At 70.2% G+C, this 20,123-nt stretch carries 19 protein-coding genes; 11 read left to right on the top strand and 8 right to left on the bottom strand.

Annotated features, from left to right (window positions below; translation table 11 throughout):
- Positions 1-250 precede the first annotated feature (250 nt).
- Together ABZ370_RS04740 and ABZ370_RS04735 are read left to right on the top strand one after the other, a co-directional pair.
- Positions 251-649 carry a hypothetical protein gene (locus ABZ370_RS04740; RefSeq protein WP_358616442.1) on the top strand — a complete coding sequence of 133 codons (399 nt, stop codon included), beginning with the start codon at positions 251-253 and terminating at the stop codon, positions 647-649.
- Positions 650-651: 2 nt separating this feature from the next.
- Positions 652-3,348, top strand: coding sequence for an ABC transporter substrate-binding protein (locus tag ABZ370_RS04735; protein ID WP_358616440.1), 2,697 nt, complete (start codon positions 652-654; stop codon positions 3,346-3,348).
- Here ABZ370_RS04735 and ABZ370_RS04730 read toward each other — a convergent pair.
- Complete coding sequence (locus ABZ370_RS04730; RefSeq protein ID WP_358616437.1) at positions 3,291-3,830, bottom strand: cupin domain-containing protein; 540 nt, start codon at positions 3,828-3,830, stop codon at positions 3,291-3,293. The genes ABZ370_RS04735 and ABZ370_RS04730 overlap by 58 nt on opposite strands.
- A 159-nt stretch (positions 3,831-3,989) precedes the next feature.
- Here ABZ370_RS04730 and ABZ370_RS04725 point away from each other — a divergent pair, with 159 nt between their 5' ends.
- On the top strand, positions 3,990-4,748 hold the full coding sequence (locus ABZ370_RS04725) for a phosphotransferase (protein ID WP_358616435.1): 759 nt from the start codon (positions 3,990-3,992) through the stop codon (positions 4,746-4,748).
- A gap of 3 nt (positions 4,749-4,751) precedes the next feature.
- On the opposite strand, the gene ABZ370_RS04720 is transcribed toward ABZ370_RS04725, so the two are convergent.
- From ABZ370_RS04720 to ABZ370_RS04690, 7 genes are read right to left on the bottom strand one after another with little or no spacing between them, the layout of a single operon-like run.
- Positions 4,752-5,615, bottom strand: coding sequence for an acyl-ACP desaturase (locus ABZ370_RS04720; RefSeq protein WP_358616432.1), 864 nt, complete (start codon positions 5,613-5,615; stop codon positions 4,752-4,754).
- A gap of 49 nt (positions 5,616-5,664) precedes the next feature.
- Entirely contained in the window at positions 5,665-6,531 is an 867-nt protein-coding gene (locus ABZ370_RS04715) for a class I SAM-dependent methyltransferase (protein WP_358616429.1), read from the bottom strand.
- A complete protein-coding gene (locus ABZ370_RS04710) occupies positions 6,528-6,800 on the bottom strand; it encodes an acyl carrier protein (protein WP_358616427.1) in 273 nt (90 codons plus the stop codon). Before ABZ370_RS04710 ends, ABZ370_RS04715 begins: the two co-directional genes overlap by 4 nt.
- Position 6,801: 1 nt before the next feature.
- Entirely contained in the window at positions 6,802-7,263 is a 462-nt protein-coding gene (locus ABZ370_RS04705; RefSeq protein ID WP_358616424.1) for a PaaI family thioesterase, read from the bottom strand.
- A gap of 4 nt (positions 7,264-7,267) precedes the next feature.
- On the bottom strand, positions 7,268-8,086 hold the full coding sequence (locus ABZ370_RS04700; RefSeq protein WP_358616422.1) for a ferritin-like domain-containing protein: 819 nt from the start codon (positions 8,084-8,086) through the stop codon (positions 7,268-7,270).
- Positions 8,083-9,747 carry an AMP-binding protein gene (locus tag ABZ370_RS04695; protein WP_358616420.1) on the bottom strand — a complete coding sequence of 555 codons (1,665 nt, stop codon included), beginning with the start codon at positions 9,745-9,747 and terminating at the stop codon, positions 8,083-8,085. Before ABZ370_RS04695 ends, ABZ370_RS04700 begins: the two co-directional genes overlap by 4 nt.
- Entirely contained in the window at positions 9,737-11,155 is a 1,419-nt protein-coding gene (locus tag ABZ370_RS04690; protein ID WP_358616417.1) for an FAD-binding monooxygenase, read from the bottom strand. The genes ABZ370_RS04695 and ABZ370_RS04690 overlap by 11 nt, the downstream gene beginning before the upstream one ends.
- Positions 11,156-11,413: 258 nt before the next feature.
- On the opposite strand from ABZ370_RS04690, the gene ABZ370_RS04685 reads away from it, so the two are divergent.
- The 8 genes from ABZ370_RS04685 to ABZ370_RS04650 all read left to right on the top strand — a co-directional run bounded on the left by ABZ370_RS04685 (position 11,414) and on the right by ABZ370_RS04650 (position 20,091).
- Positions 11,414-12,685, top strand: coding sequence for a cytochrome P450 (locus ABZ370_RS04685; RefSeq protein ID WP_358616414.1), 1,272 nt, complete (start codon positions 11,414-11,416; stop codon positions 12,683-12,685).
- Positions 12,682-13,932 carry a cytochrome P450 gene (locus ABZ370_RS04680; protein WP_358616412.1) on the top strand — a complete coding sequence of 417 codons (1,251 nt, stop codon included), beginning with the start codon at positions 12,682-12,684 and terminating at the stop codon, positions 13,930-13,932. The genes ABZ370_RS04685 and ABZ370_RS04680 overlap by 4 nt, the downstream gene beginning before the upstream one ends.
- Before the next feature lie 26 nt (positions 13,933-13,958).
- Positions 13,959-14,423 (top strand): PaaI family thioesterase, encoded by a 465-nt coding sequence (locus ABZ370_RS04675; RefSeq protein WP_358616410.1) that lies wholly within the window; start codon positions 13,959-13,961, stop codon positions 14,421-14,423.
- Between the two features lie 10 nt (positions 14,424-14,433).
- The gene (locus ABZ370_RS04670; RefSeq protein ID WP_358616407.1) at positions 14,434-15,084 is read left to right on the top strand and encodes an HAD family phosphatase; all 651 of its coding nucleotides are present in this window, start codon (positions 14,434-14,436) and stop codon (positions 15,082-15,084) included.
- A 107-nt stretch (positions 15,085-15,191) separates the two neighbouring features.
- Positions 15,192-16,133 carry a LysR substrate-binding domain-containing protein gene (locus tag ABZ370_RS04665; protein WP_358616404.1) on the top strand — a complete coding sequence of 314 codons (942 nt, stop codon included), beginning with the start codon at positions 15,192-15,194 and terminating at the stop codon, positions 16,131-16,133.
- 69 nt (positions 16,134-16,202) lie between these two features.
- Positions 16,203-17,987, top strand: coding sequence for an AMP-dependent synthetase/ligase (locus ABZ370_RS04660; RefSeq protein WP_358616401.1), 1,785 nt, complete (start codon positions 16,203-16,205; stop codon positions 17,985-17,987).
- A 202-nt stretch (positions 17,988-18,189) separates the two neighbouring features.
- Positions 18,190-19,425 carry an NAD(P)/FAD-dependent oxidoreductase gene (locus tag ABZ370_RS04655; protein WP_358616399.1) on the top strand — a complete coding sequence of 412 codons (1,236 nt, stop codon included), beginning with the start codon at positions 18,190-18,192 and terminating at the stop codon, positions 19,423-19,425.
- Between the two features lie 54 nt (positions 19,426-19,479).
- The gene (locus tag ABZ370_RS04650) at positions 19,480-20,091 is read left to right on the top strand and encodes an SGNH/GDSL hydrolase family protein (protein ID WP_358616397.1); all 612 of its coding nucleotides are present in this window, start codon (positions 19,480-19,482) and stop codon (positions 20,089-20,091) included.
- Positions 20,092-20,123: the final 32 nt, after the last annotated feature.

Below are 20,123 nucleotides of genomic sequence, written 5' to 3'. Positions count from 1 at the left end.
GGCTCAGGACGGAGATTGTGCGGCACGGTGGGGGCCTTGCCGCAAGGCCCCCGGTGCGCTATATGTTGAGAGTGGCGAGGAGTGGGTCGTCGAGCCGCTGCCCGGAGCGTTCCGCAGCCGTACCGGCCCCGTGCCGCCTGATCCGTAAGCCGGATGATCCGTATTCCCTTACTCCTGCTCCGCATTGATCCTGCGCGAACGCCCCCGAGTAGGGAAGAATTGAGGAGACGGTCGTCACAAGGGGGGCTTGGTGCGGATCGACGTAACGGTGAGCGGTGGCGAGGAGGAGCTGCGATCGCTCCACGACTGGCTGGGGCGAGATCCGGCCATACGCCGCGCCGCCCGTGTGGAGCTGGCCCAATCCGCGCCGTCGCCGGGGCAGATGGGCGTGCTCACCGATGTGCTGCAGCTGATCACCGACAACACCTGGAGCGCGGCCTCCTTCGTGCTGGCGCTGTCCACCTGGCGGCAGACGCGACCGCGTGCCCATCGGATCACCGTCCGCCGAGGTGACCTCACGGTCTCCCTCGACGGCGGCGGCAGCGAGGAGCTGCGGCGCCTGGTCGACGCGCTGGAGCGGCTGGCGGAGCCCGCACCGGAGAGGGACGAGGAACGGGATCGGGAGGCCGACGCGGGGGAAGGGCGATAGCCGTGGCCGTCCTGCCCGATCCCGCCGCCACCCGCGCGGTGCTCATCGGCACCAGCCGGTACGCCCATCTGGAACAGATCCCGGCGGTGGCCAACAACCTGAGCGCGCTGGCCGCGGCCTTATGCGCCCCGCATTCCTGGGGGCTGGCGCCCGAGCACTGCACGGTGATCGACGATCCCGCCACCGCGGTCGAGGTCCTCGACGCCGTGCGGACCGCGGCCGAGGAGGCTACGGACACGCTGCTGGTGTACTTCGCCGGACACGGCCTCGTGGAGCCGCGCCGCGGCGAGCTCTTCCTGGGCCTGACCGGGTCGATACCGCACCGCTCCTACACCGGTCTCCCCTACGGCACGCTGCGTGACGTCGTCCTCGACGGGCGGGCCAACCGCCAGGTGATGCTGCTCGACTGCTGCTTCAGCGGACGGGTGCTCGGGTTCATGAGCGCGCCGGGCACCGAGGCGCTGATCGACCAGGTGGAAGTCGACGGCACCTATCTGCTGGCCTCCGTCCCCGACACCAGCTTCGGGCTCGCCCCGCCCGGTGAACCCCATACGGCCTTCACCGGTGAGCTGCTGCGGCTCCTGCGCGACGGGGCGCCGGGCGGGCCGGAGTTGCTGGATCTGGACACGGTCTACGCACAGGTGTACACGGCGCTGCGGGCGAAGGGGCGTCCGCTGCCGCAGAAGCGCGACCGCAATACGGCGGGCGGCCTGGCCCTGGCCCGCAACGTGGCCTGGGTACCGCCGGGTTTCGGCCCGCCGCCCTCGTACGACCACGAACCGGAGCCGACGCCCGCGCTGACGCCCCTGCCGTCGCCCGCGGTGCCGCCGAAACCCGCCTGGGCGCCGACGCCCCTGCCATCACCCGGCCCGGCCCCCTCCCCCGGCGGTGCCTCACCGGGCCTGCGCCGGACCGTCCGTTACGGACTGGCGGGAGCGCTCGCCGTCGCCCTGATAGCCGCGGGCATCCCGCTGATGCTGTCCTGGATGAAGGAATCCAGCACACCCAAGGCGGGCCCCGCCTCCGGCTACAACGCCGCGACCAAGGACACGGTCAACGCGTCGACGAAGCGTGGCGGCACGCTGAAATTCATCAGCACCGTCGACGCCGACTCATGGGACCCACAGCGCAGCTATTCCGGCTTCGTCTGGAACTTCTCCCGCTACTACGCCCGCCAACTGGTCACCTACGCCCCCGAACCCGGCAAAAGGGGTAACGAACTGGTCCCGGACCTCGCCGAGAACAAGGCCAAGGTGACCGACGGCGGCAAGACGTACACCTATCACCTGCGCGACGGCATCACCTGGCAGGACGGTACGGGGATCACTTCCCGGGACGTCAAATACGGCATCGAGCGGGTCTGGGCCACGAACGTGATTGTCGGCGGCCCGCAATATCCGCAGCAGGTGCTGGACCCCGATCACACCTACAAGGGACCGTACAAGGACAGCTCCAAGGACAAGCTGGGCCTGAAGGCCATCGAGACCCCGGACGACAAGACCATCATCTTCCGGCTGCCCAAGCCCAACGGCGACTTCGAGCGGATGCTCGCGATGCCGGCCGCATCGCCCGTCAAGAGGGTGAAGGACACCAAGGACCGGTACCAGGACAATCCGTTCTCCTCCGGGCCGTACAAATTCAAGTCCTACAGTCCGGGGAAGTCGCTGGAACTGGAACGCAATTCGGAGTGGAACCAGAAGTCCGACCCGATCCGCACCGCTCTCCCCGACCGGATCACAGTGCAGATCAATGACAATGAGCAGGCGAACGCACGGGCCCTGCTCTCGGGCGAGTACGACCTCGACCTGGGGTTCACCGGGCTCACCGGGGAGGGCCTCATCAAGGCCCGGAGCGCCTCCGATTACCTGGCCCGGCTGGACAACCCGTATACCGGAGTGCTCCTGTTCGCGGCCCTTCCGCGCTCCGTCGAACCCCTGGACAACATCGACTGCCGCAAGGCCGTCATGTACGCGGTGGACAGGCAGAGCATCCGGACCGCGGCAGGCGGTCCGCAGTCCGGAGATATCGCGCCCCATATGCTTCCGCCGACCGTCACGGGCTCCGTCTCCTCCTACGACCCGTACAAGACTCTCAAACGCGACGGCAAGTCGAACACCACCAAGGCGAAGGAGGAGTTGGCGGCGTGCCGAAAGCCGGACGGGTTCACGATCACCATCCCGGCGCGTAACCGCCCCGTCGACACGAATATCGTCACCGCACTGTCGGAGTCGCTGAAGAAAGTCGGTATCAGCACCCGGATCGATCGGCTCGGCGACACGGACTATATCGACGCGATCAGCTCACCCGCGACAGTGAAGAAGAAGGGCTACGGCCTCGTCGTCCAGCGATGGATGGCCGACTTCCCGACCGGCCAGGGATTTCTGCAGCCGCTCGCCGACAGCCGTTTCATCCCGAGCACCGGCAATGTCAATGTCGCGGAGCTGGACGATCCCACGGTCGACGACTTCTTCGACGCGGCGATCGCGGAACAGGACCCGTCGAAGGCCGGGAGCGACTACGCGCGGATCAATGAGAAGATCTCCGACTCCGCCGCATACGTGCCCCTCCTGTTCCAGCGGAGCGTGATCTGGCGCGGCTCCCGGCTGACCAACGTCCACACCGGCGACGCTTGGGGAGGCGGTTACGACTTCGCCTCGCTGGGCGTCTCCGCCTCGGATTCGAAGTCTTCCACGAAGTAGCTGTCGTGGCGGAGGCGGAACCGCTTGAGTTCCTCGGCGCCGCGCTGTGACATCTCCGCGAGGCGCTCGAAGTACTCCTCGCGCGGGGCGCCCGGGGAGAAGAGCAGGAGCATGGACGTGGGCTCGTCGGTCACGTTCTTGAAGGCGTGCAGGCCACCGACCGGTACGTACAGGAAGTCGCCCTCGCGGCCCGTGACCCACTTCTCGCCGTTGTACAGCTCCAGTTCGCCGGAGAGGATGTAGAAGGACTCCGACACCGCCTTGTGGAAGTGGGTCGCGGGTCCACCGGCCCGTGGCCCCATCTCCACCTTGTACAGGCCGAATTCGCCACCGGTCGACTGGCTGGTGGCGAGGTAGTGGGTGGCGCCTCCGGGCGAGGAGAGGTCCGGCGGGGTGTCGGCCGGGCGGAACACCGCGTTCACCTCGCCCCTGGAGCCGTGGTAGCGGGGCTCCGGGTACTGGAGGTCTTCCGGGTACGACATGATGCGCTCCTCTCGGCAGGTCTCCACCGCATGGTGGCTCCCGCCTCGGAAGGGTGGCATCGGGCGCACGGATGATCTTGGGTCGACCGGGCCGAGGGCCGGGGACCTAGTCCTTCCATGCTAGGCGGAGGGCCGTAGGGCCGCCACGCGGTCGCTAGGTTGTGCGCATGGTTACTCACCCGCGAGGCGGACATCCTGCGGCTGCTCGCGGGGACCGATGTGCCGGTGGCCGCGTTCAAGGGGGTCGACGCGACGGCGGCGTATTGCGATCATCCGTCGTTGCTGATGTCGCTGCTGCCGGGCAGTGTGCGGCTGGACGAGGCCGGGGCGGGGCTGCGGGCCGGGCTTCTGGCGCGGCAGTTGCTTGCCATTCACCGGGTGCGGGTCCCGGCCGGGGCCTGGCCGCGGGTCTACGAGGCGTGGACGTCACCTGAACTCGTGCGGCTGCCCGAGTCCACCGGGCGGCCGGACGTGTGGCAGCGCGCCGTGGACATCATCCGCCGCGATCCCCCTGCCTACCGGCCCTGCTTCCTGCACCGGGATTTCCACCCCGGCAATGTGCTCTTCACCGGGCAGGGCCCCGGGCTGAAGATCTCCGGTGTCGTCGACTGGGTGGAGACGTCCTGGGGTCCGGCCGATCTGGACGTGGCGCACTGCTCCACGGCGCTGGCGCTTCTGTACGGCGTCCCGGAGGGGATGCGGTTCGCGGAGCGTTACGCGGCGTGCGGAGGGACGTTGAGCGAGGACCCCGCGGCTCATCTGTACTGGCGCGTCCTGGACGCGCTCGCGTTCGCCCCGGATGCCGAGAAGGTCGCGGACCCGTGGCGGGAGCTGGGGCGCGAGGATCTGACTCCGGATCTGCTCACCGCGCGGTTGGAGGAGTACCTCGACGCGCTCCTGCGCCGCTTCGATCGTTGAGCCTCAGCCGGTGGTGCGGCAGGAGGTGATGAAGTCGAGCAGGGTGTCGACGCGTTCGCCGCGCGGGGTGTCGACGGCCCGGTTGATGACCTTGATCAGGTGTTCGTAGGCGTCGGTGTGGTCGTAGGAGGCGGTGTCCGCGATCTTCAGGGCCCAGCGCCAGTAGCCGCGGATGGTGTCGGAGAGGGGCATGCGGAAGCCCGCGACAACCTCGCGGACCGGCTCGACCACGGCGTCGCCGTAGGCGCGCAGATAGTCGGTGACGACGTCGGCCATGAAGGTGAAGTGGCGGGCCTCGTCGCGGCTCAGCCGGGTCAGGACCTGGGCGAGCACCGGGTCGCCCACCACCGCACGCAGCTGCTGGTAGTAGATCTGAGTGGCCTTCTCCTGGATGAGCGCGTACGCGAAGAACTGCACGGGGTGGTCGTAGGGCAGCTCGAAGCGGGCCTGACCGGGGAGGATGAGCTGTTCGCGCACCGAGGCCGCGTCGCCCATGCCGGAGGCCTCCTGGTAGCGGGTGAGGGCCCGGGCGTGAGTGTCCTCCTCGGAGGCCCAGCGGATGGTGAAGTGGTACAGCTCGCGGTTGTGCGCGTAGACCTCGCCCGGCACCGAGCCGTCGACGGGGAAGTGCTCGGCGTAGAGCGCGAAGTAGCCCGGGAGGTGGTCCTCGATGAGGGTGATGAACTCGACCGCGGAGCGCTGCCCGTCGGTGAGCCGGTCCGCGTCGGCGAGGTGCCAGTCGAGTCCGGATTCGACGCTCCACGGGCGCGCCTGGGCGGCGCCGGTGAAGTAGTTGCCGACCGCGCGGGCGATGTCCTCGGCGGGCAGTACGCCCGCGTCGGCGCAGGCGGTCCTGGTGATGGTCATGATGTACCTCCTCGCACACCGGTCGGTGCGGTCGGCAACGTCGGTGCGGTCAGCGCGACTTGCGGCATACCAGGGCGTAGTGCTTGGTGGTGTATCCCCAGCCGGCGTTGGCGGTCTCCAGGTACCGCAGCAGCTGCTCGGTGAGGCCTTCGTCGTGCTCTTCGAGGGCCGGGGAGGCGGCCCGTACGTTCGCCATCCAGCACTCGATGGTGCGGTGGTAGTCGGCGGTGAGGTCGTGCACCGCGCGGATGGACAGGCCCGCGCCCTCGGCGGCGGCGACGAGTTCGGACAGCGGGCGCAGCTCGCCGGAGCCGAAGATGCCGTGGCGGATGAAGTCGGTGCCGGGGCGTTCGTCGAACGTCCGGCGGATGGCCGCGCTGCGGAAGCAGCTCTCGGACAGGTACAGCGTTCCGCCGCGCCGCAGCGCACGGCGGATCTTGGCGAACACCGCGTCCAGGTCGTCCATGTGCACGACGGAGCCGAGCAGGGTGACGGCGTCGAATCCGCCGGGCTCGGGCTCGTACTGCTCGAAGGACGTGGTTTCGGTACGCACCAGGGCGTCGAGGCCGCGCGACGCGACGCGCTCGCGGATGTAGGCGTGCTGGCGGGGCGCCGGGCTGATGCCCACCGTCCGGCAGCGGTACTCCTCCGCCATGAACAGCGGCAGGGCGCCCCAGCCGCAGCCCGCGTCGAGGATGCGCTCGCCCCCGGTCAGCCCGAGCTGTTCGGCGACCCAGGCCAGCTTGCGCCGCTGGGCCTGCTCCAGGGTGTCGTCGTCGGAGGCGAACAGCGCGGAGGAGTACTTGCGCAGCGGGTCGAGGAAGCGCGCGAAGATCTCGGGGTCGAGGTCGTAGTGCTGGTTGGTGGCGGCGCGCGGGGTGGTGGCGGCGCGCTGACCGGTGGCGGCGGCGGTCATGCCCGCTCCCGCGCGGTCGCCTTCTCGACCAGCGCCACGACCTCACCGATGGTGTTGACGCCGAAGATCTCTTCGTCCTCCAGCTCGATGTCGAAGGCCTGCTCGATCTTGGCGATGATGCGCACGACCTTGATCGAGTCGGCGCCTTCGACGCCGCGCAGATCGGCGTCGGGGCTCAGCCCGTCCACGGGGCGGCCGAGGATCTCGGCGACGACCTCGGTCACCGTACGGATGATGTCGGCGGAAGGAACGGCGGTGCTGCTGGTCATGTCATGCCTCCACGGCGTGCTGATGTGGTTGGTAGTGCGCGGTGGCGGTGGCCACCGGGGCGCCGTGCTCGTCGAGCACTTCGGCGCGGGCGGTGATCAGTCCGTTGGTGCCCCCGGTGGCCTCCGTGGCCTCGGCGACGCATCGGTAGCGGCGGCCGACGGCGACGACGCCGAGGTAGCGCGTCCGCATCGAGGTGGTCAGCGCCGGGAACCCCAGCCGCATCACGACGAGGTTGCCCATCGTCTCGTCGCAGATGAGGCCGAGAATCCCGCCGTGCACGACGCCCGGGTAGGACTCGTAGTGGTGGTCCAGCACGAACGCGGTGCCGAGCCGGTCGCCGGTCTGCTCGAAGGTGAGGGCCAGGCCACGGGGGTTGGCCGGGGCCGGTGCGCAGCCGAAGCAGTGGTGGTCGGCGCGACCGGCCCACGGCAGCGGTACGGCGTCCCGCGCGGGAGCGCTCATCGGTTCATCCCAGGGCCGTCGCGATGGCGCGCCGCACGGCGCGGTTGGAGGAGAGGTCGTAGCCGGTCAGCGAGGAGAACGTACGGCGGATCTTCCCCTGGAGCGCGTCCAGTTCGCCCTGGTCGGCCACTGTGTCGAGGAAGAGTTCGAAGCCGGTGTCGATGGTCTCGGTGTCGGTGAGTTCGGCGAGTCCGGACTTGAACACCCCGACCGGGTGCTTGATGCGGTCGTCGGCGGTGTAGAAGTACAGCGTCTCCAGGACCGAGGCCATCTCGTGCGGGTGCTGTTCGAGGCGCTTGGCCGCGAAGTGGATGAACTCCTTGGCGTGTCCGGCCTCGTCGCGGCTGGCCCGCAGCAGCAGATCCTTCAGCGCGGGCTCTTCGACCCACGCGGAGACGGCCCGGTAGACGTGGTTGACGGTCAGCTCGGAGATGATGTTGGTGGCGAGCGTCGCGGACGGGGTCGAGCCCGGGTCGTACGGCGCGCGCATCGCCGCCACCGCCCGGTTGTCCACGTGTTCGCCGACGGCCTGGAGCCAGGAGGTGAACGCGAAGTGGTGCTGCACCTCCTGGTAGCCCCAGATCACCGCGAAGGCCGAGAAGTCGTAGTCGTCGGCGAACTCGTTGAGGAAGCCGTGCACCGCGGCGATGACATTGGACTCGCCCATCACGGCGCTCTTCACCAGGGTGATGTACTCCGGTTTGACCAGGGAGCGGTCCACGTCGCCCAGCGGCAGTTCCGCCAGTCGCCAATGGCTTTTGTCGTAGTGCCGGAAGACTCCGAGACTGTGCATCCGGTCCATGTCCGGCGCGTGAATGGTCATGAATTCGCCTTCGCGATGAGGTGGTCCCGCATGCCGAGCCGCTGAAGTTTTCCGCTGGTGGTGCGGGGGATCGACCGTGCGGCCACGAGTTGGACATTCAGCTCGGGCAGACCGAGTACCGAGGTGCAGCGGGCGAGGATTTCCCGGGAGAGCCGGTCCCTTTCCGCCGCGTCGGTCAGCCGGGTTTCGGCGCACAGCACGATCTGTTCGTGTTCGCTGTCCTCGGTGAGTGCGAACGCGACACAGCGCCCTTTGTAGAGGCCGGGTACCGTACGCGCCACGGATTCGATGTCGAGCGGATAGATGTTGGCCCCGCGGACGGTGATCATTTCCTTGGAGCGGCCGGTGAAGTACAGCTCGCCGTCGCGCCGGTAGCCGAGGTCTCCGGTGCGCAGCCAGCCGTCGGCGGTGAACGGGTCGTCCAGGCCGCCGAGATATCCGCTGGTCACGGAGGTGCCGCGGACCTGGATCTCGCCGACCATGCCGTCCGGCAGCACCCGCGCGGTATCCGGGAAGTCCTGGACGCCCTGCGCGACCACGCGGAAGCTCATCCCGGGCGCGGCCTGTCCGAGGGCGACGATGCCGCGTGCGCCGGGGGCGCCCTCGGGCAGCGGCACCGCCGTACGGTTGTCGGCGAGGGCGGCGCGGTCGACCCAGTCGACGACCGGCTCCCGCTCCGGCGGCGGGAGGGTGATCAGCAAGGTGGCCTCGGCCATCCCGAAGGCGGGGGTCATCGCGGCGGGCCGGAATCCGGCCGGGGCGAAGTGGCCGAGGAAGTCCCTGATGGACGCGGGCGTGATGGATTCGGCGCCGTTGAACGCCACGCGCCAGCGCGCCATGTCCAGGGACGGCACCTCCTCGGCCGGGACGGCCTCCACGAGGTGATCGAAGCCGAAGTTGGGCATGGCGTTGATCGTGGACGGCGTACGGAGGAACTCCTTCAGCCAGCGCGCGGGGCTGCGGACGAAGGCCGTCGGGGACCAGACGGTGACCGGAAGCCCGTTGAACAGGCCGGTGAGCGTGCCGAACAGGCCCATGTCGTGGAAGAGCGGCAGCCAGCTGCCCCAGCCGTCGCCGGGTCCGATGGCGATGGCCGAGGTGATCGAGTCGGCGCAGGAGAGCACATTGGCGTGGCTGAGGACGACGCCCTTCGGGGCGAAGGTGCTGCCCGAGGTGAACTGGATGACGGCCGGGTGTCCGGTGCCCGGCCGGGGCAGCGGGCCGGGGCCGCCCGCGGCGACGAGTCCGGCCGCGTCGTGGACGCGGGGGCCGGTGAGGTGGTCGGTCACGGCGTGCATCGCCGGGACGGTCACCACATGGCTCAGCCCGGCTGTGTCCATGATCTGCTGGGTGCGCCGCAGATAGCCCTCGATGTCGCGCAGGACGATCGGCAGCGGAAGCGGGCAGGCCGCGGCGCCGATCCGTGATGCGGCGAGCACGCCTTGGAGGAACGCGGCCCCGTTCGGGCAGAGGATGCCGATCGTGTCGCCCTCGGTGGCACCGTCGGCGAGCAGCGCGGCGGCCATCCGCCGCGAGGAGTCGGCCAGTTCGGCGTAGCTGAGGCGTTCGTTCTCGCTGGGGAAGGAGAGGTTCTGGCCGGGGTTGCGGGCGGCGGCCTCGTCGAACGCCGCGGCCAGGCCGGGGAACCCGTCAAACGTCACTGCGATCACCTCGTGTCGTGGCGGGGTGCGAACCGGACCGCAGCACCCGCAGCAGGGTGGGCGGGGCGAGCAGCGCGGTCGGGGGGAGGGTGAGGTTGGCGACGCGCATGAAGGTGCGGGCGACCGCCGGGTCCCGGTGCGCGGCCACCTGGGCGCGGGCGGAATAGGCGCTGACCAGGCGGGAGCGCGGGGTGCGCGGCCCGACGACGCCGGGGTAGCGCAGATCGGAACCGGTGGACATCTGCCAGGCGATGTCCACCACGGCGGCGACATCGCGGTGGAAGCGGGCCGGGCTGAGCCCGTCGGCGCCGTCGGCGCGCAGCCGGTCGCGGAGGACCAGGGCCTGCTGGGCGGCGACGGTCATGCCCTGTGCGTAGAGCGGGTTGAAGCTGCTGACGGAGTCGCCGAGGACGAGGAATCCGGCGGGCGGCGCGGCGACGCGGTCGTATCTGCGGCGCAGCGAGCCGCGGAAGCGGTGCGGCACCGGGTCGTCCAGCGGCTCCGCGTCCCGGACGATGTCATGGACGTCGCTGACCGGGAGGGTGGCGGCGAACGCCTCGAATCCGGCGTGGTCGGTGGGCGGATGGTCGCCGAGCATTCCGGCGAGGGTGACGTGCCAGCGGTCGCCCTCCAGGGTGATGGCGCCGCCGCCGCGCCTGCCGGGCATGGTGGAGACGACGACGGCGAGGTCTCCGTCGAGATGGCCGGGGCGGCGCCGGTACGTGCGGGAGGCGTAGCCGAGGTCGACGTCGATGCGTTCGTCGGCCGGGCGTTCATGGCCGAGTGCGACGAGCCAGTCGGGGGCCCGGGAGGCGCGTCCGGTGGCGTCGACGACCAGGTCGGCGCGGAGGACGTCGCCCCCGCCGGAATCGGGATCTATCGGTCCGGTGCGGCCCTGAGCCGCAGTGGGCAACGCGAGACGGACGCCGGTGATCCGGCCGGGCCGCCCTCCCCCGGGCGCTCCCGCCGGAGCCTCATGCTCCGCCGTCATCAGACCGGTCGCGGTGCGGCCGGTCAGCAGGTGGACGCCGGGCAGGCGCACCGTCCGCTCCCGGATGGCGCCCTCCAGCATGGGCCTGCTGGCGAGCAGCGTGGTCAGCCCGGTGGAGGCGGGGTGCACCCGCAGCCCGGAGAGGTACCAGCGGGACTCGCGCAGCACCTCGGTGGTGGGCGCGCCGGCCGCCGCGAGCTGCGCGGTCAGGCCCGGGTACAGCTCCTCCATGATCTGGCGGCCGCGCTCCATCAGCCCGTGCAGATGCCTGCTCTGCGGGGCGCCGCGGCGCCAGCCGGTGCCGGGGCTGTCGTCGCGTTCGACGAGCACGACGCGGTCGAAGGAGTCCGCGAGCACCCGGGCGGCCAGCAGCCCGGCGATACTCGCGCCGATGACCACCGCACGGCGTTCCGACATGCTCGGCCCCTTTCTCATCGCTCAGTTCTCCGGTGGGGGCGGAAACAAATCTCGCCGGATGTGGCGCGGAGAAGCAATGCGTTCGGGGATGTGCCTATCGCGTCATTGGCAGGTGCCCGCAAAACGGTTTTGTCGGCGTGGATTCAGGGCGAATTCACCTGGCGCCAGGAGTGTGGCGCGCATCGATCGGCCCGGCGTTCCGCGGAACGCAGGAACGCATCCGGGCTTCTGCGGCAACCAGCGGGAGATGACTCCTCAGTGGACACTGCGACCGACAGCGGCGAGATACCGGCCGAGCCGTCCGCGACCGATGTCGCGATGGCCGGTCTCTTTCTTCCCACCCATCGCGCCGACCCCTATACCCCGGCCCGGATACTGCGGGAAGCCGGTCCGGTGCACCGCACTCCGCTGGGTCTGCATCTGCTGACGCGCTACGCGGACTGCGCCTCGGTGCTGCAGAGCAACGACTGGAGCCACGCCGACGAGGCGGGCCAGCTGCATCCGAGCGTATCGGCCGAGGAGGCGGCGGAGGAGCTGCCGACCTCCTTCCTGTGGATGGACCCGCCGGACCACACCCGGCTGCGCACACTGGTGTCCAAGGCGTTCACCCCGCGTACGGTGGCGGAGCTGCGCCCGCGGATCGAGCAGCTGGTCACCGAGCTGGTGGACGCGGCGCTGGAGGCCGGAGAGTTCGACCTCATCGACCTGATCGCGTATCCGCTGCCGCTCACCGTGGTGTGCGAGCTGGTCGGCGTACCGGCGGCGGACCACAAGGCGGCGCAGCTGTGGTCGCAGGACCTGGCGCGCGGCTTCGACCCGGACGTGCTGATGACCCCGGAGGCGCAGGGGGCGCGGAGCACCGCGTCGCGTGAGTTCATGCGCTACTTCCGCGAGCTGATCGACCGGCGCCGGGCCGAGCCCGCGGACGATCTGCTCAGCGCGCTCGCCGCGGTGGAGGACCGCGGGGATGTGCTGACCGAGACGGAGCTGCTGACCACCTGTGTCACCACGCTGGTGGCCGGTCATGAGACGACCGTCAACCTGGTCGGCAGCGGGCTGCTGGCCCTGATGCGCAACCCGGACCAGCTGGCGCGGCTGCGGGAGCACCCGGAGTACGTGCCGAGCGCGGTGGACGAGCTGCTGCGGTACGAGCCTCCGGTGCAGCTGACCACCCGGTCCGCCAAGCGCCCGATGACCCTGGGCGGGCAGCGGATCGAGGAGGGCGAGGGTGTGGTCGTCCACATCGCCGCGGCCAACCGCGACCCGGAGGCGTACCGCGATCCGGACCGGCTGGACGTGGCGCGCTTCCACGACCGCACCGCGCCGCCGCCCCGGCATCTCGGCTTCAGCCTCGGCATCCACTACTGCCTGGGCGCGCCGCTGGCGATGCTGGAGATGGAGATCCTGCTGCACGAGCTGATCCGCCGGGTCGGCACGATGGAGCTGCTGACGGACGAGCCGCCGTACAAGCCGAATCTGGTCGTACGTGGCCTGTCTTCGCTGCCGGTCCGGTTCGGGGCGTCGTCATGACCGGGACGACCGAGACGACGGCTGAGACGACGACGGGGGCGCTCCCCGCCGAGCTGGATGTCTTCCGGCCGGAGCTGCGCGCGAACCCCTTCGACGCGTACCGGCGGCTGCGGGAGACGGGGCGGGTGCACGACACCGGGTTCGGTATTCATCTGGTGCCCCGCTACGAGGACTGTTCGGCCGTGCTGGCCGACCCGGACTGGGGGCACGGCTACACCGCGGGCATCAATCCGTTCCGGCCCGGTGTGGACGTCGCCCAGCTGCCCGGTTCGTTTCTGCTGCTCGACCCGCCGGAGCACGGACGGCTGCGCTCGCTGGTCGCCAAGGCGTTCACCAGCCGTGCGGTGGCGGAGCTGCGCGCGCGCATCACCCGGACCGTGGACGAGCTGCTGGACGCGGCGCTGGAGGCCGGTGAGGTCGACCTCGTCCAGGCGCTGGCGTATCCCGTCCCGCTGATCACGATCTGCGAACTGCTGGGCGTGCCCGCCGCCGACCGGGAGCTGTTCGGCGGCTGGACCGGCGACATCAGCCGGGGGCTCGATCCGGACGCGGTGCTCAGCGCGGAGGAGAAGGCGGCACGGCAGACGGCGGTGCGCGCGTTCGACGGCTACTTCCACGCCCTCATCGAGGAGCGGCGCAAGGCGCCCGGTGAGGATCTGCTCAGCGAGCTGGTGGCCGTCGAGGAGAGCGGGAACCGGCTGACCGCGAAGGAGATCGCGGACATCGGCGTCCTGCTGCTGATCGCCGGACACGAGACGACGATGAACCTGATCGCGAGCGCGGCCCTGACCCTGCACCGGAACCCGGCGCAGCGCGCGCTGCTGCGCGAGGACCCGGCGCTGGTGGCGGACGCGGTCGAGGAGTTCCTGCGCTACGACACCCCGGTGCCGTTCCCGACCCGGGTGGCCATGCGCGACACCACGCTGGCGGGGCGGGAGATGCCGCGCGGGACCGGAGTGGTGCTGCTGCTGGGGTCGGCCAACCGCGATCCGGAGGTGTTCGCCGATCCGGACACCCTGGATGTGCGGCGGTTCGCCGGGGGCGGCGCCCAGCGGCGGCAGCTCGCGTTCAGCCATGGGCCGCACTTCTGTCTGGGTGCGCCGATGGCCCGGCTGGAGAGCGAGATCACCCTGCGGCGGCTGTGCGAACGGGCCCCGGAGTTCGCCGTACTGACCGACGAGCCCGCCTACCGGCCCAGCGTCTCGATGCGGGGACCGGCCCGGCTGCCGGTCCGGCTGGCCGGATGACCACCGATTCTTCAGGAGGCATTGCAGTGACATCCGCGACGCAGGAGCCCGCCACCCCGGTGGAGCGCCGTATCAGTGAGCTGACCGCGCTGCTGGAGAAGGGAATGGCCGAGGGCATCGGGGTCGGCGACTCGCTCGGTGTGATGTGCGCCGAGCTGGGCGAGGGGCGGGCGGTGTACACGCTCAAGCCGGGCCCCGCGCAGGCGAACGCCATGCTGACCGTGCACGGCGGGGTGCTGTCCACCCTGATGGACACCGCGATGGGAAGCTCCGTGTTCACCCGGCTGCCGGACGCCACGCTCTACACCACGCTCGAACTCAAGGTGAACTTCGTCCGCCCGGTCGCGCTGGACGACGGCGAGCTGCGGTGCGAGGCGGGGACGGTGCATGTGGGGCGGCGTATCGCCACCGCCGAGGCGCGGGTGTACAACGCGGAGGACAAGCTGGTCGCGCACGGCAGCTGCACCTGCCTGGTGCAGTCCTTCGGCTGAGGAGGCCCAGGTGGAGACGGACGAGGTGACGGTGGTGTGGGCCGACTTCGGCGGGGTGCTGACCCCGCCGGTCGACGACGCGCTGCGGCAGGTGGCCGACGCGGCCGGAATCCCGGTGCACGAGCTGCTGGCCGGAATTCGACGGCTGGCCGCCCGGGAAGGTACGGACCTGCTGGAGCCGCTGGAGCGCGGGCTGATCTCGCAGCGGGAGTGGGGGCGGCGGCTCACCGCCGAGCTGGCCCCGGCGTATGTGCCCCGCGTCGATCTGGGCGATTTCGGCGACTACTGGTACGCGGGCCGACTGCTCAACCGGGAGCTCCACGACGCGCTGGTGGCCTTGCGCGGACGGGGGTTCCGGCTGGGCATGCTGACCAACAGCGTGCACGAGTGGGAGGTCCACCGCAGTGCGATGATCCCTGATCAGACCGTGTTCGACCGGGTGATCAAGTCGCATGAGACGGGACTGCGCAAACCGGAGCCGGAGATCTACCGGCTCGCCGAGGAGGCGTTCGGCGCCACCCCGCGGGAGTGTCTGCTGATCGACGACACGGAGGTGAACTGCTCCGCCGCCGAAGCGCGCGGCTGGCGGACCGTCCGGCACCGGGACAACGCGAGCACGCTGGCGGCGCTGGGCGCGCTGCTCGGCGGCCGGGAGCGCTGACCCGGTCAACCCCATGCCAGGTCGCCCGGATACCGCCAGGTGTGATTCACCGCAGGTTCGTCCAGGACCATCAGCATGTCGGCCATACCTTGCGTGCGGAGGCCGCGATGGAATTCAGACACCTGGTGTCCTTCCTGGCGATTACTGAGGAGTTGCATTTCGGGCGTGCGGCAGCGAAGTTGCACCTCACCCAACCCTCGCTGAGCCAGCAGCTGCAGCGACTGGAGAAGTCCCTTGGCGTCGAACTGGTCGCCCGGACGTCGCACGAGGTGCGGCTGACCGAGGCGGGGCGGGCGTTCGAGGTGCAGGCCCGGACGATCGTCGCCCAGGTCGACAAGGCGACCCACACCGCCCGGGAGGCGGCGGCCGGGCGGACCGGCTCGATCAACATCGGCTACAACTTCCCGGCCGGTCAGCATGTCCTGCCCACGACGCTGGCCAGGATGAGCGCCGAGTTCCCCGATGTCACCGTCGGCCTGTGCGAGAAGCGGACCGGGCCGCAGCTGCGCGCCCTGGCGTCGGGCGATCTGGATGTGGCGCTGGTGTACGGACACCCGGTCACCTCCGAGTTCCGCTACCGGCGGCTGCTGCAGGTGCCGCTGGTCGCGGTGGTCGGCCAGGGGCACCGGTGGGCCGGGCGGCCGGGGGTGCCGTTCGCCGAAGTGGCGCACCACGCGTGCATCCTCTTCGCCCGCGACCAGTGTCCGGCGATGTACGACGCGATTCTGGCGGCGGCGCAGCGCTGCGGGATCACCCTCAACGTCGCGCACACCCTCAACGACCCCGGCGCGACCGCCATCGTGGTGTCCATCAAACCGCTGGTGGGTTTCGCCTCGATGTCGCGTGGGCTGTCGGTGGGTTCGGGCACCGGCGGTATCCGTCCGGCGGTGGTCCAGCTCTACGACCCGGTTCCGTTGATCGATCTGTGCGCGGTGTGGCGCGCCTCGGACGACAACCCGCTGGTCGAGGGGTTCCTGGACTCCCTCGAGGCGGTCCGGCCGTTCGACGCCCCGGGGCTGGTGCGCGGTGAACCCAAGCTGCTGCGATAGGAAAACTCAACTGCCCGTTCAGAAAATACGCGTTGCCGACTTTCGGCGGGCCATCGAGAATTATTTCACGTGACGACAATTTCGCATTCCAGGAATGGTCTCGACCTCCCCGACGAACACGGCCTGTTCCACGTTCTGGACAGCGCTGCCGCCACCGACCCGGATCGTATCGCGCTGGTCCGCAAGTCCGAAACCGGATGGCAGGACATCAGTATCCGGGAATTCACCGAGCAGGTGAATTCGGCGGCCCGGGCGCTGCTCGCGCAGGGTGTACGTTTCGGTGACCGCGTCGCGATACTCGGCCGTAACCGCTACGAGTGGGTGCTCGCCGACTTCGCCGTCCTCAGCATCGGCGCGGTCACCGTCCCGGTCTACCCCACCGCCTCCGGGCATCAGATCCGCCATGTGCTCACCGACTCGGGCGCGTCCTGGGCGTTCGCGGAAACCCCCGAGGACCGGGAGCGGCTGGAGGCGGCCGGGGCCGAGGGGGTGTGGCTGCTGGCCGAGGTGGACCAGTGGAAGGTGACCGGCCGCGAGGAGGAGCTGCGGGAGCGGCGCCGTCAGGTCACCGCCGACGATCTGGCGACGATCGTCTACACCAGCGGCACCACCGGCCTGCCCAAGGGCTGCGTGCTCACCCACCGCAATATGTACGCGTCCTCGGCCAACACGGTGGAACAGACAGGCTGGCTGTTCCGGCGCGCGGCGGAGGACCCGTCGGCCGGGCAGGCGGTCACGCTGCTCGCCCTGCCACTGTCCCATGTCTTCGGCCGCACCCTGCTGCTGTCCTGCCTGTGCGGCGGCACCCGGACCGCCCTGGTGCCCGGCATCCCGGAGCTGCTGGCCGAACTCCCCGCCTTCCGGCCGACGTTCCTCGCCTTGGTGCCGTACGCGCTGGAGAAGATCCGCAAGCGCAGCCGCGCCCTCGTCGACCCGGCGGCGGAGGAGACCGCCATCGCGGTGGGCCTGGCGGAGGCCCGCGGCGAGGCCGTCGACCCCGGCCTGGCCATGACGTACCAGGCCCTGGACCAGGACGTGTACGAGCGGCTGCGGGAGAGCTTCGGCGGCCGCTTCCGGTATGTGATCGCGGGCGGGGCGTCGCTGGACGAGACCACCGCGGCCTTCTACGCCGGGGTCGGCATCACCATCCTCAACTGCTACGGGCTGACCGAGGCGGCGACCGCGGTCACCGTCAACGCGCCGGACACCAACCGGATGGGCACGGTCGGTCGGCCGATCCCGGGCACCACGGTAGGGATAGCCGAGGACGGCGAGGTGCTGGTGCGCGGCGCCAATGTCTCGCCCGGCTACTGGCCGAAGGGCCGCAAGCGGGCGGGCGCCACGGCCGGCGGCGCCGAGCAGCCGTGGCTGCGCACCGGCGACCTGGGACGGCTGGACGACGACGGCCATCTGGTCATCACCGGGCGGGCCAAGGAAATCCTGGTGACCAGCGGCGGCAAGAACGTCTCCCCCACCCCGCTGGAGGACCGCGTCCGGCTGCACCCGCTGGTGAGCAACTGCATGGTCATCGGCGAGGGCCGCAGTTACGTCACCGCACTGATCACCGTGGACGCGGCGGCGCTCGCGAAGTGGAGCGCCGACCGGGAGCCCGCGCCCGACGGCACCGGATGGACCGGGCACCCCGCGCTGCTCGCCGAGATCGAGACGGCCGTGGCCGACGCCAACTCCCTGGTGTCCCGGGCCGAGTCGATCCGGCGCTTCCAGGTGGTCGAGGGCGACTTCACCGTGGAGTCGGGACTGCTGACGCCATCGATGAAACTGCGCCGGGCGGCCATCGAGAAAGCCTTCGCCGACGACGTCGAAGCGCTGTACCGAGCGGTACACCAGAGCTGAACCGACCGCCGGGTGAACCGCGCCGCAACAATGTCCCCCGCAATGCGACGCATTCATTTCCCGGGCGTTTCCTATTCCCCTCTACACCCCGTCTTCATTGCTCCGGCTAATCGAATGATGGGTTCCCGCTGTTGACGTTGACTGCCTTTTCCGGCAGTCGACAGAATCGCTTGTGTCGACATCACCACTGGAGCGATCTCATATGTATGACGTTATTGTTGTGGGTGCGCGCTGTGCCGGTTCGCCGCTGGCCATGCTGCTCGCCCGGCAGGGTCACCGGGTCCTGGTGCTGGAGCGGTCCACGTTCCCCAGCGACACCGTCTCCACCCACTACATCCACCAGGCGGGGCTGTCCCGGCTCCAGGCGTGGGGGCTGCTCGACCGCGTCATCGCCAGCGGGGTTCCGCCGATCCGGCAGCTCAATTTCTCGTACACCGGCATCGACATCGCCGGGTTCGCCGACCCGATCGACGGCATCGACGCCGTCTACTGCCCGCGCCGCACGGTGCTGGACGCCATCCTCGTCGACGCCGCCCGGGAGGCGGGCGCCGAGGTGATCGAGGGGTTCACGGTCACCGACGTGCTCTTCGACGGCGACCGGGTGACCGGGGTCAAGGGCCGCGAGGGCGAGGGCCCGGAGCGCGAGTTCCGCGCCACCGTCACGGTCGGTGCCGACGGCCGCAACTCGGTGGTCGCGGACAAGGTGGGCGCCGAGATCTACCGCAGCGTCCCGGCCGCCTGCTTCGTCTACTACTCGTACTACGACGGCCTGGACTGGGGCATGCACCACCGCACCGCCTTCGGTCAGCAGCAGATCGGCACCTGGCCCACCAACGACGGGCAGAACCTGCTGGCCGTCATGCGCAGGAACGAGCGGTTCGGCGCGTTCCGGCGCGATGTCGAGGGCAGCTTCCAGGAGGTGTACGACCAGGTCGCCCCCGACCTCGGCGAGGAGCTGCGGCAGAGCGGGGTGCGCACCGAGAACTTCCGTCCGATGCGCTACCCGGACAACTACTACCGCACCTCCCACGGTCCGGGCTGGGCGCTGGTCGGCGACGCCGGTTACCACAAGGACCCGTTCACCGGCTGGGGCATCACCGACGCCTTCAAGTACGGCGAACTCCTCGCCGAGCAGCTGCACCTCGGGCTGTCCGGGCAGAGCCCGATGGACGCCGCGCTGGCGGAGTACGTCAAGCTGCGCGACGAGCAGAGCAACGGCACCTTCGAGCTCACGTGCAGCCTGGCCGAGCTGTCCCTGACCCCGTACTACGACTCGGTGTTCCGCGCGGCCAGCCAGAGCCCCTCGTACACCGCGAAGTTCTTCGGCCTCATCGCGGGCGGCATCCACGGCGACGAGTTCTTCGCGCCCCAGGCCCTCGAAGCGCTCTACGAGGAAGTCGGCTTCCCGCAGGACAAGCGCCTGCTCACCCAGGCCTGACCACACCCCGACCCCGGCCGGACCGCCGGCCGGAATGACCGAGAGGACATCCCCGTGCCGACGATCCGGCTCACCGTGCTCGGCGACAGTTTTGTGGAGGGCAGGGGCGACCCGGCGCCCGGTGACGGCTTCCGCGGCTGGGTCTCCCGGTTCGCCGGCGGGCTGCACCTGCCGCGGAAGACCGTGCTGAACCTCGGTGTGCACGGCGCCACCACCCAGGCGGTGGTGGACGGCCAGCTGCGCCGCGCACTGGTCAACAAGGCCCCGCTGACCGGCGTCATCGTCGGGGTAAACGACCTCATCGGCGACTACGACCGGCTGCGCTTCCGGCGCAACCTGCACACCATCTTCAGCTCGCTGGCGGGCGCCGACACCACCGTCCTGACCGCGAGCTACCCCGACATCCCCGGCAACCTGCCGCTCCCCGACCGCTTCCGCGCCCAGATGCGCGAGCGCTTCGCCGAGGCGAACGCGGCACTCTACGACATCACACGCGCCACCGGCACGCTCTGCCTGGACATCGGCAGGCTGCCGGAGTGGCGCAACCCGGCGTTCTGGTCCGAGGACGGTCTGCACCCCAGCCCGCTCGGCCACCAGCGGTTCGCCGACTCCATGGCCGAACTGTTCTCCCGCACCACCGGTATGACCGGCCTGAACGCCGCCTGACCGTGGCCCCACTCAGTGAGTTTTCCCGCCAG

The sequence above is a fragment of the Streptomyces sp. NPDC005962 genome (assembly GCF_040629205.1).
Taxonomy (GTDB): Bacteria; Actinomycetota; Actinomycetes; order Streptomycetales; family Streptomycetaceae; genus Streptomyces.
This window is presented reverse-complemented; position numbering and strand designations above follow the sequence as displayed.

Coding starts and splice junctions, on each gene's coding strand:
- ABZ370_RS04730 (WP_358616437.1), bottom strand. CDS start 3,830: ATGTCGTACCCGGAAGACCTCCAGTACCCGGAGCCCCGCTACCACGGC.
- ABZ370_RS04720 (WP_358616432.1), bottom strand. CDS start 5,615: ATGACCATCACCAGGACCGCCTGCGCCGACGCGGGCGTACTGCCCGCC.
- ABZ370_RS04715 (WP_358616429.1), bottom strand. CDS start 6,531: ATGACCGCCGCCGCCACCGGTCAGCGCGCCGCCACCACCCCGCGCGCC.
- ABZ370_RS04710 (WP_358616427.1), bottom strand. CDS start 6,800: ATGACCAGCAGCACCGCCGTTCCTTCCGCCGACATCATCCGTACGGTG.
- ABZ370_RS04705 (WP_358616424.1), bottom strand. CDS start 7,263: ATGAGCGCTCCCGCGCGGGACGCCGTACCGCTGCCGTGGGCCGGTCGC.
- ABZ370_RS04700 (WP_358616422.1), bottom strand. CDS start 8,086: ATGACCATTCACGCGCCGGACATGGACCGGATGCACAGTCTCGGAGTC.
- ABZ370_RS04690 (WP_358616417.1), bottom strand. CDS start 11,155: ATGTCGGAACGCCGTGCGGTGGTCATCGGCGCGAGTATCGCCGGGCTG.
- ABZ370_RS04680 (WP_358616412.1), top strand. CDS start 12,682: ATGACCGGGACGACCGAGACGACGGCTGAGACGACGACGGGGGCGCTC.
- ABZ370_RS04665 (WP_358616404.1), top strand. CDS start 15,192: ATGGAATTCAGACACCTGGTGTCCTTCCTGGCGATTACTGAGGAGTTG.
- ABZ370_RS04655 (WP_358616399.1), top strand. CDS start 18,190: ATGTATGACGTTATTGTTGTGGGTGCGCGCTGTGCCGGTTCGCCGCTG.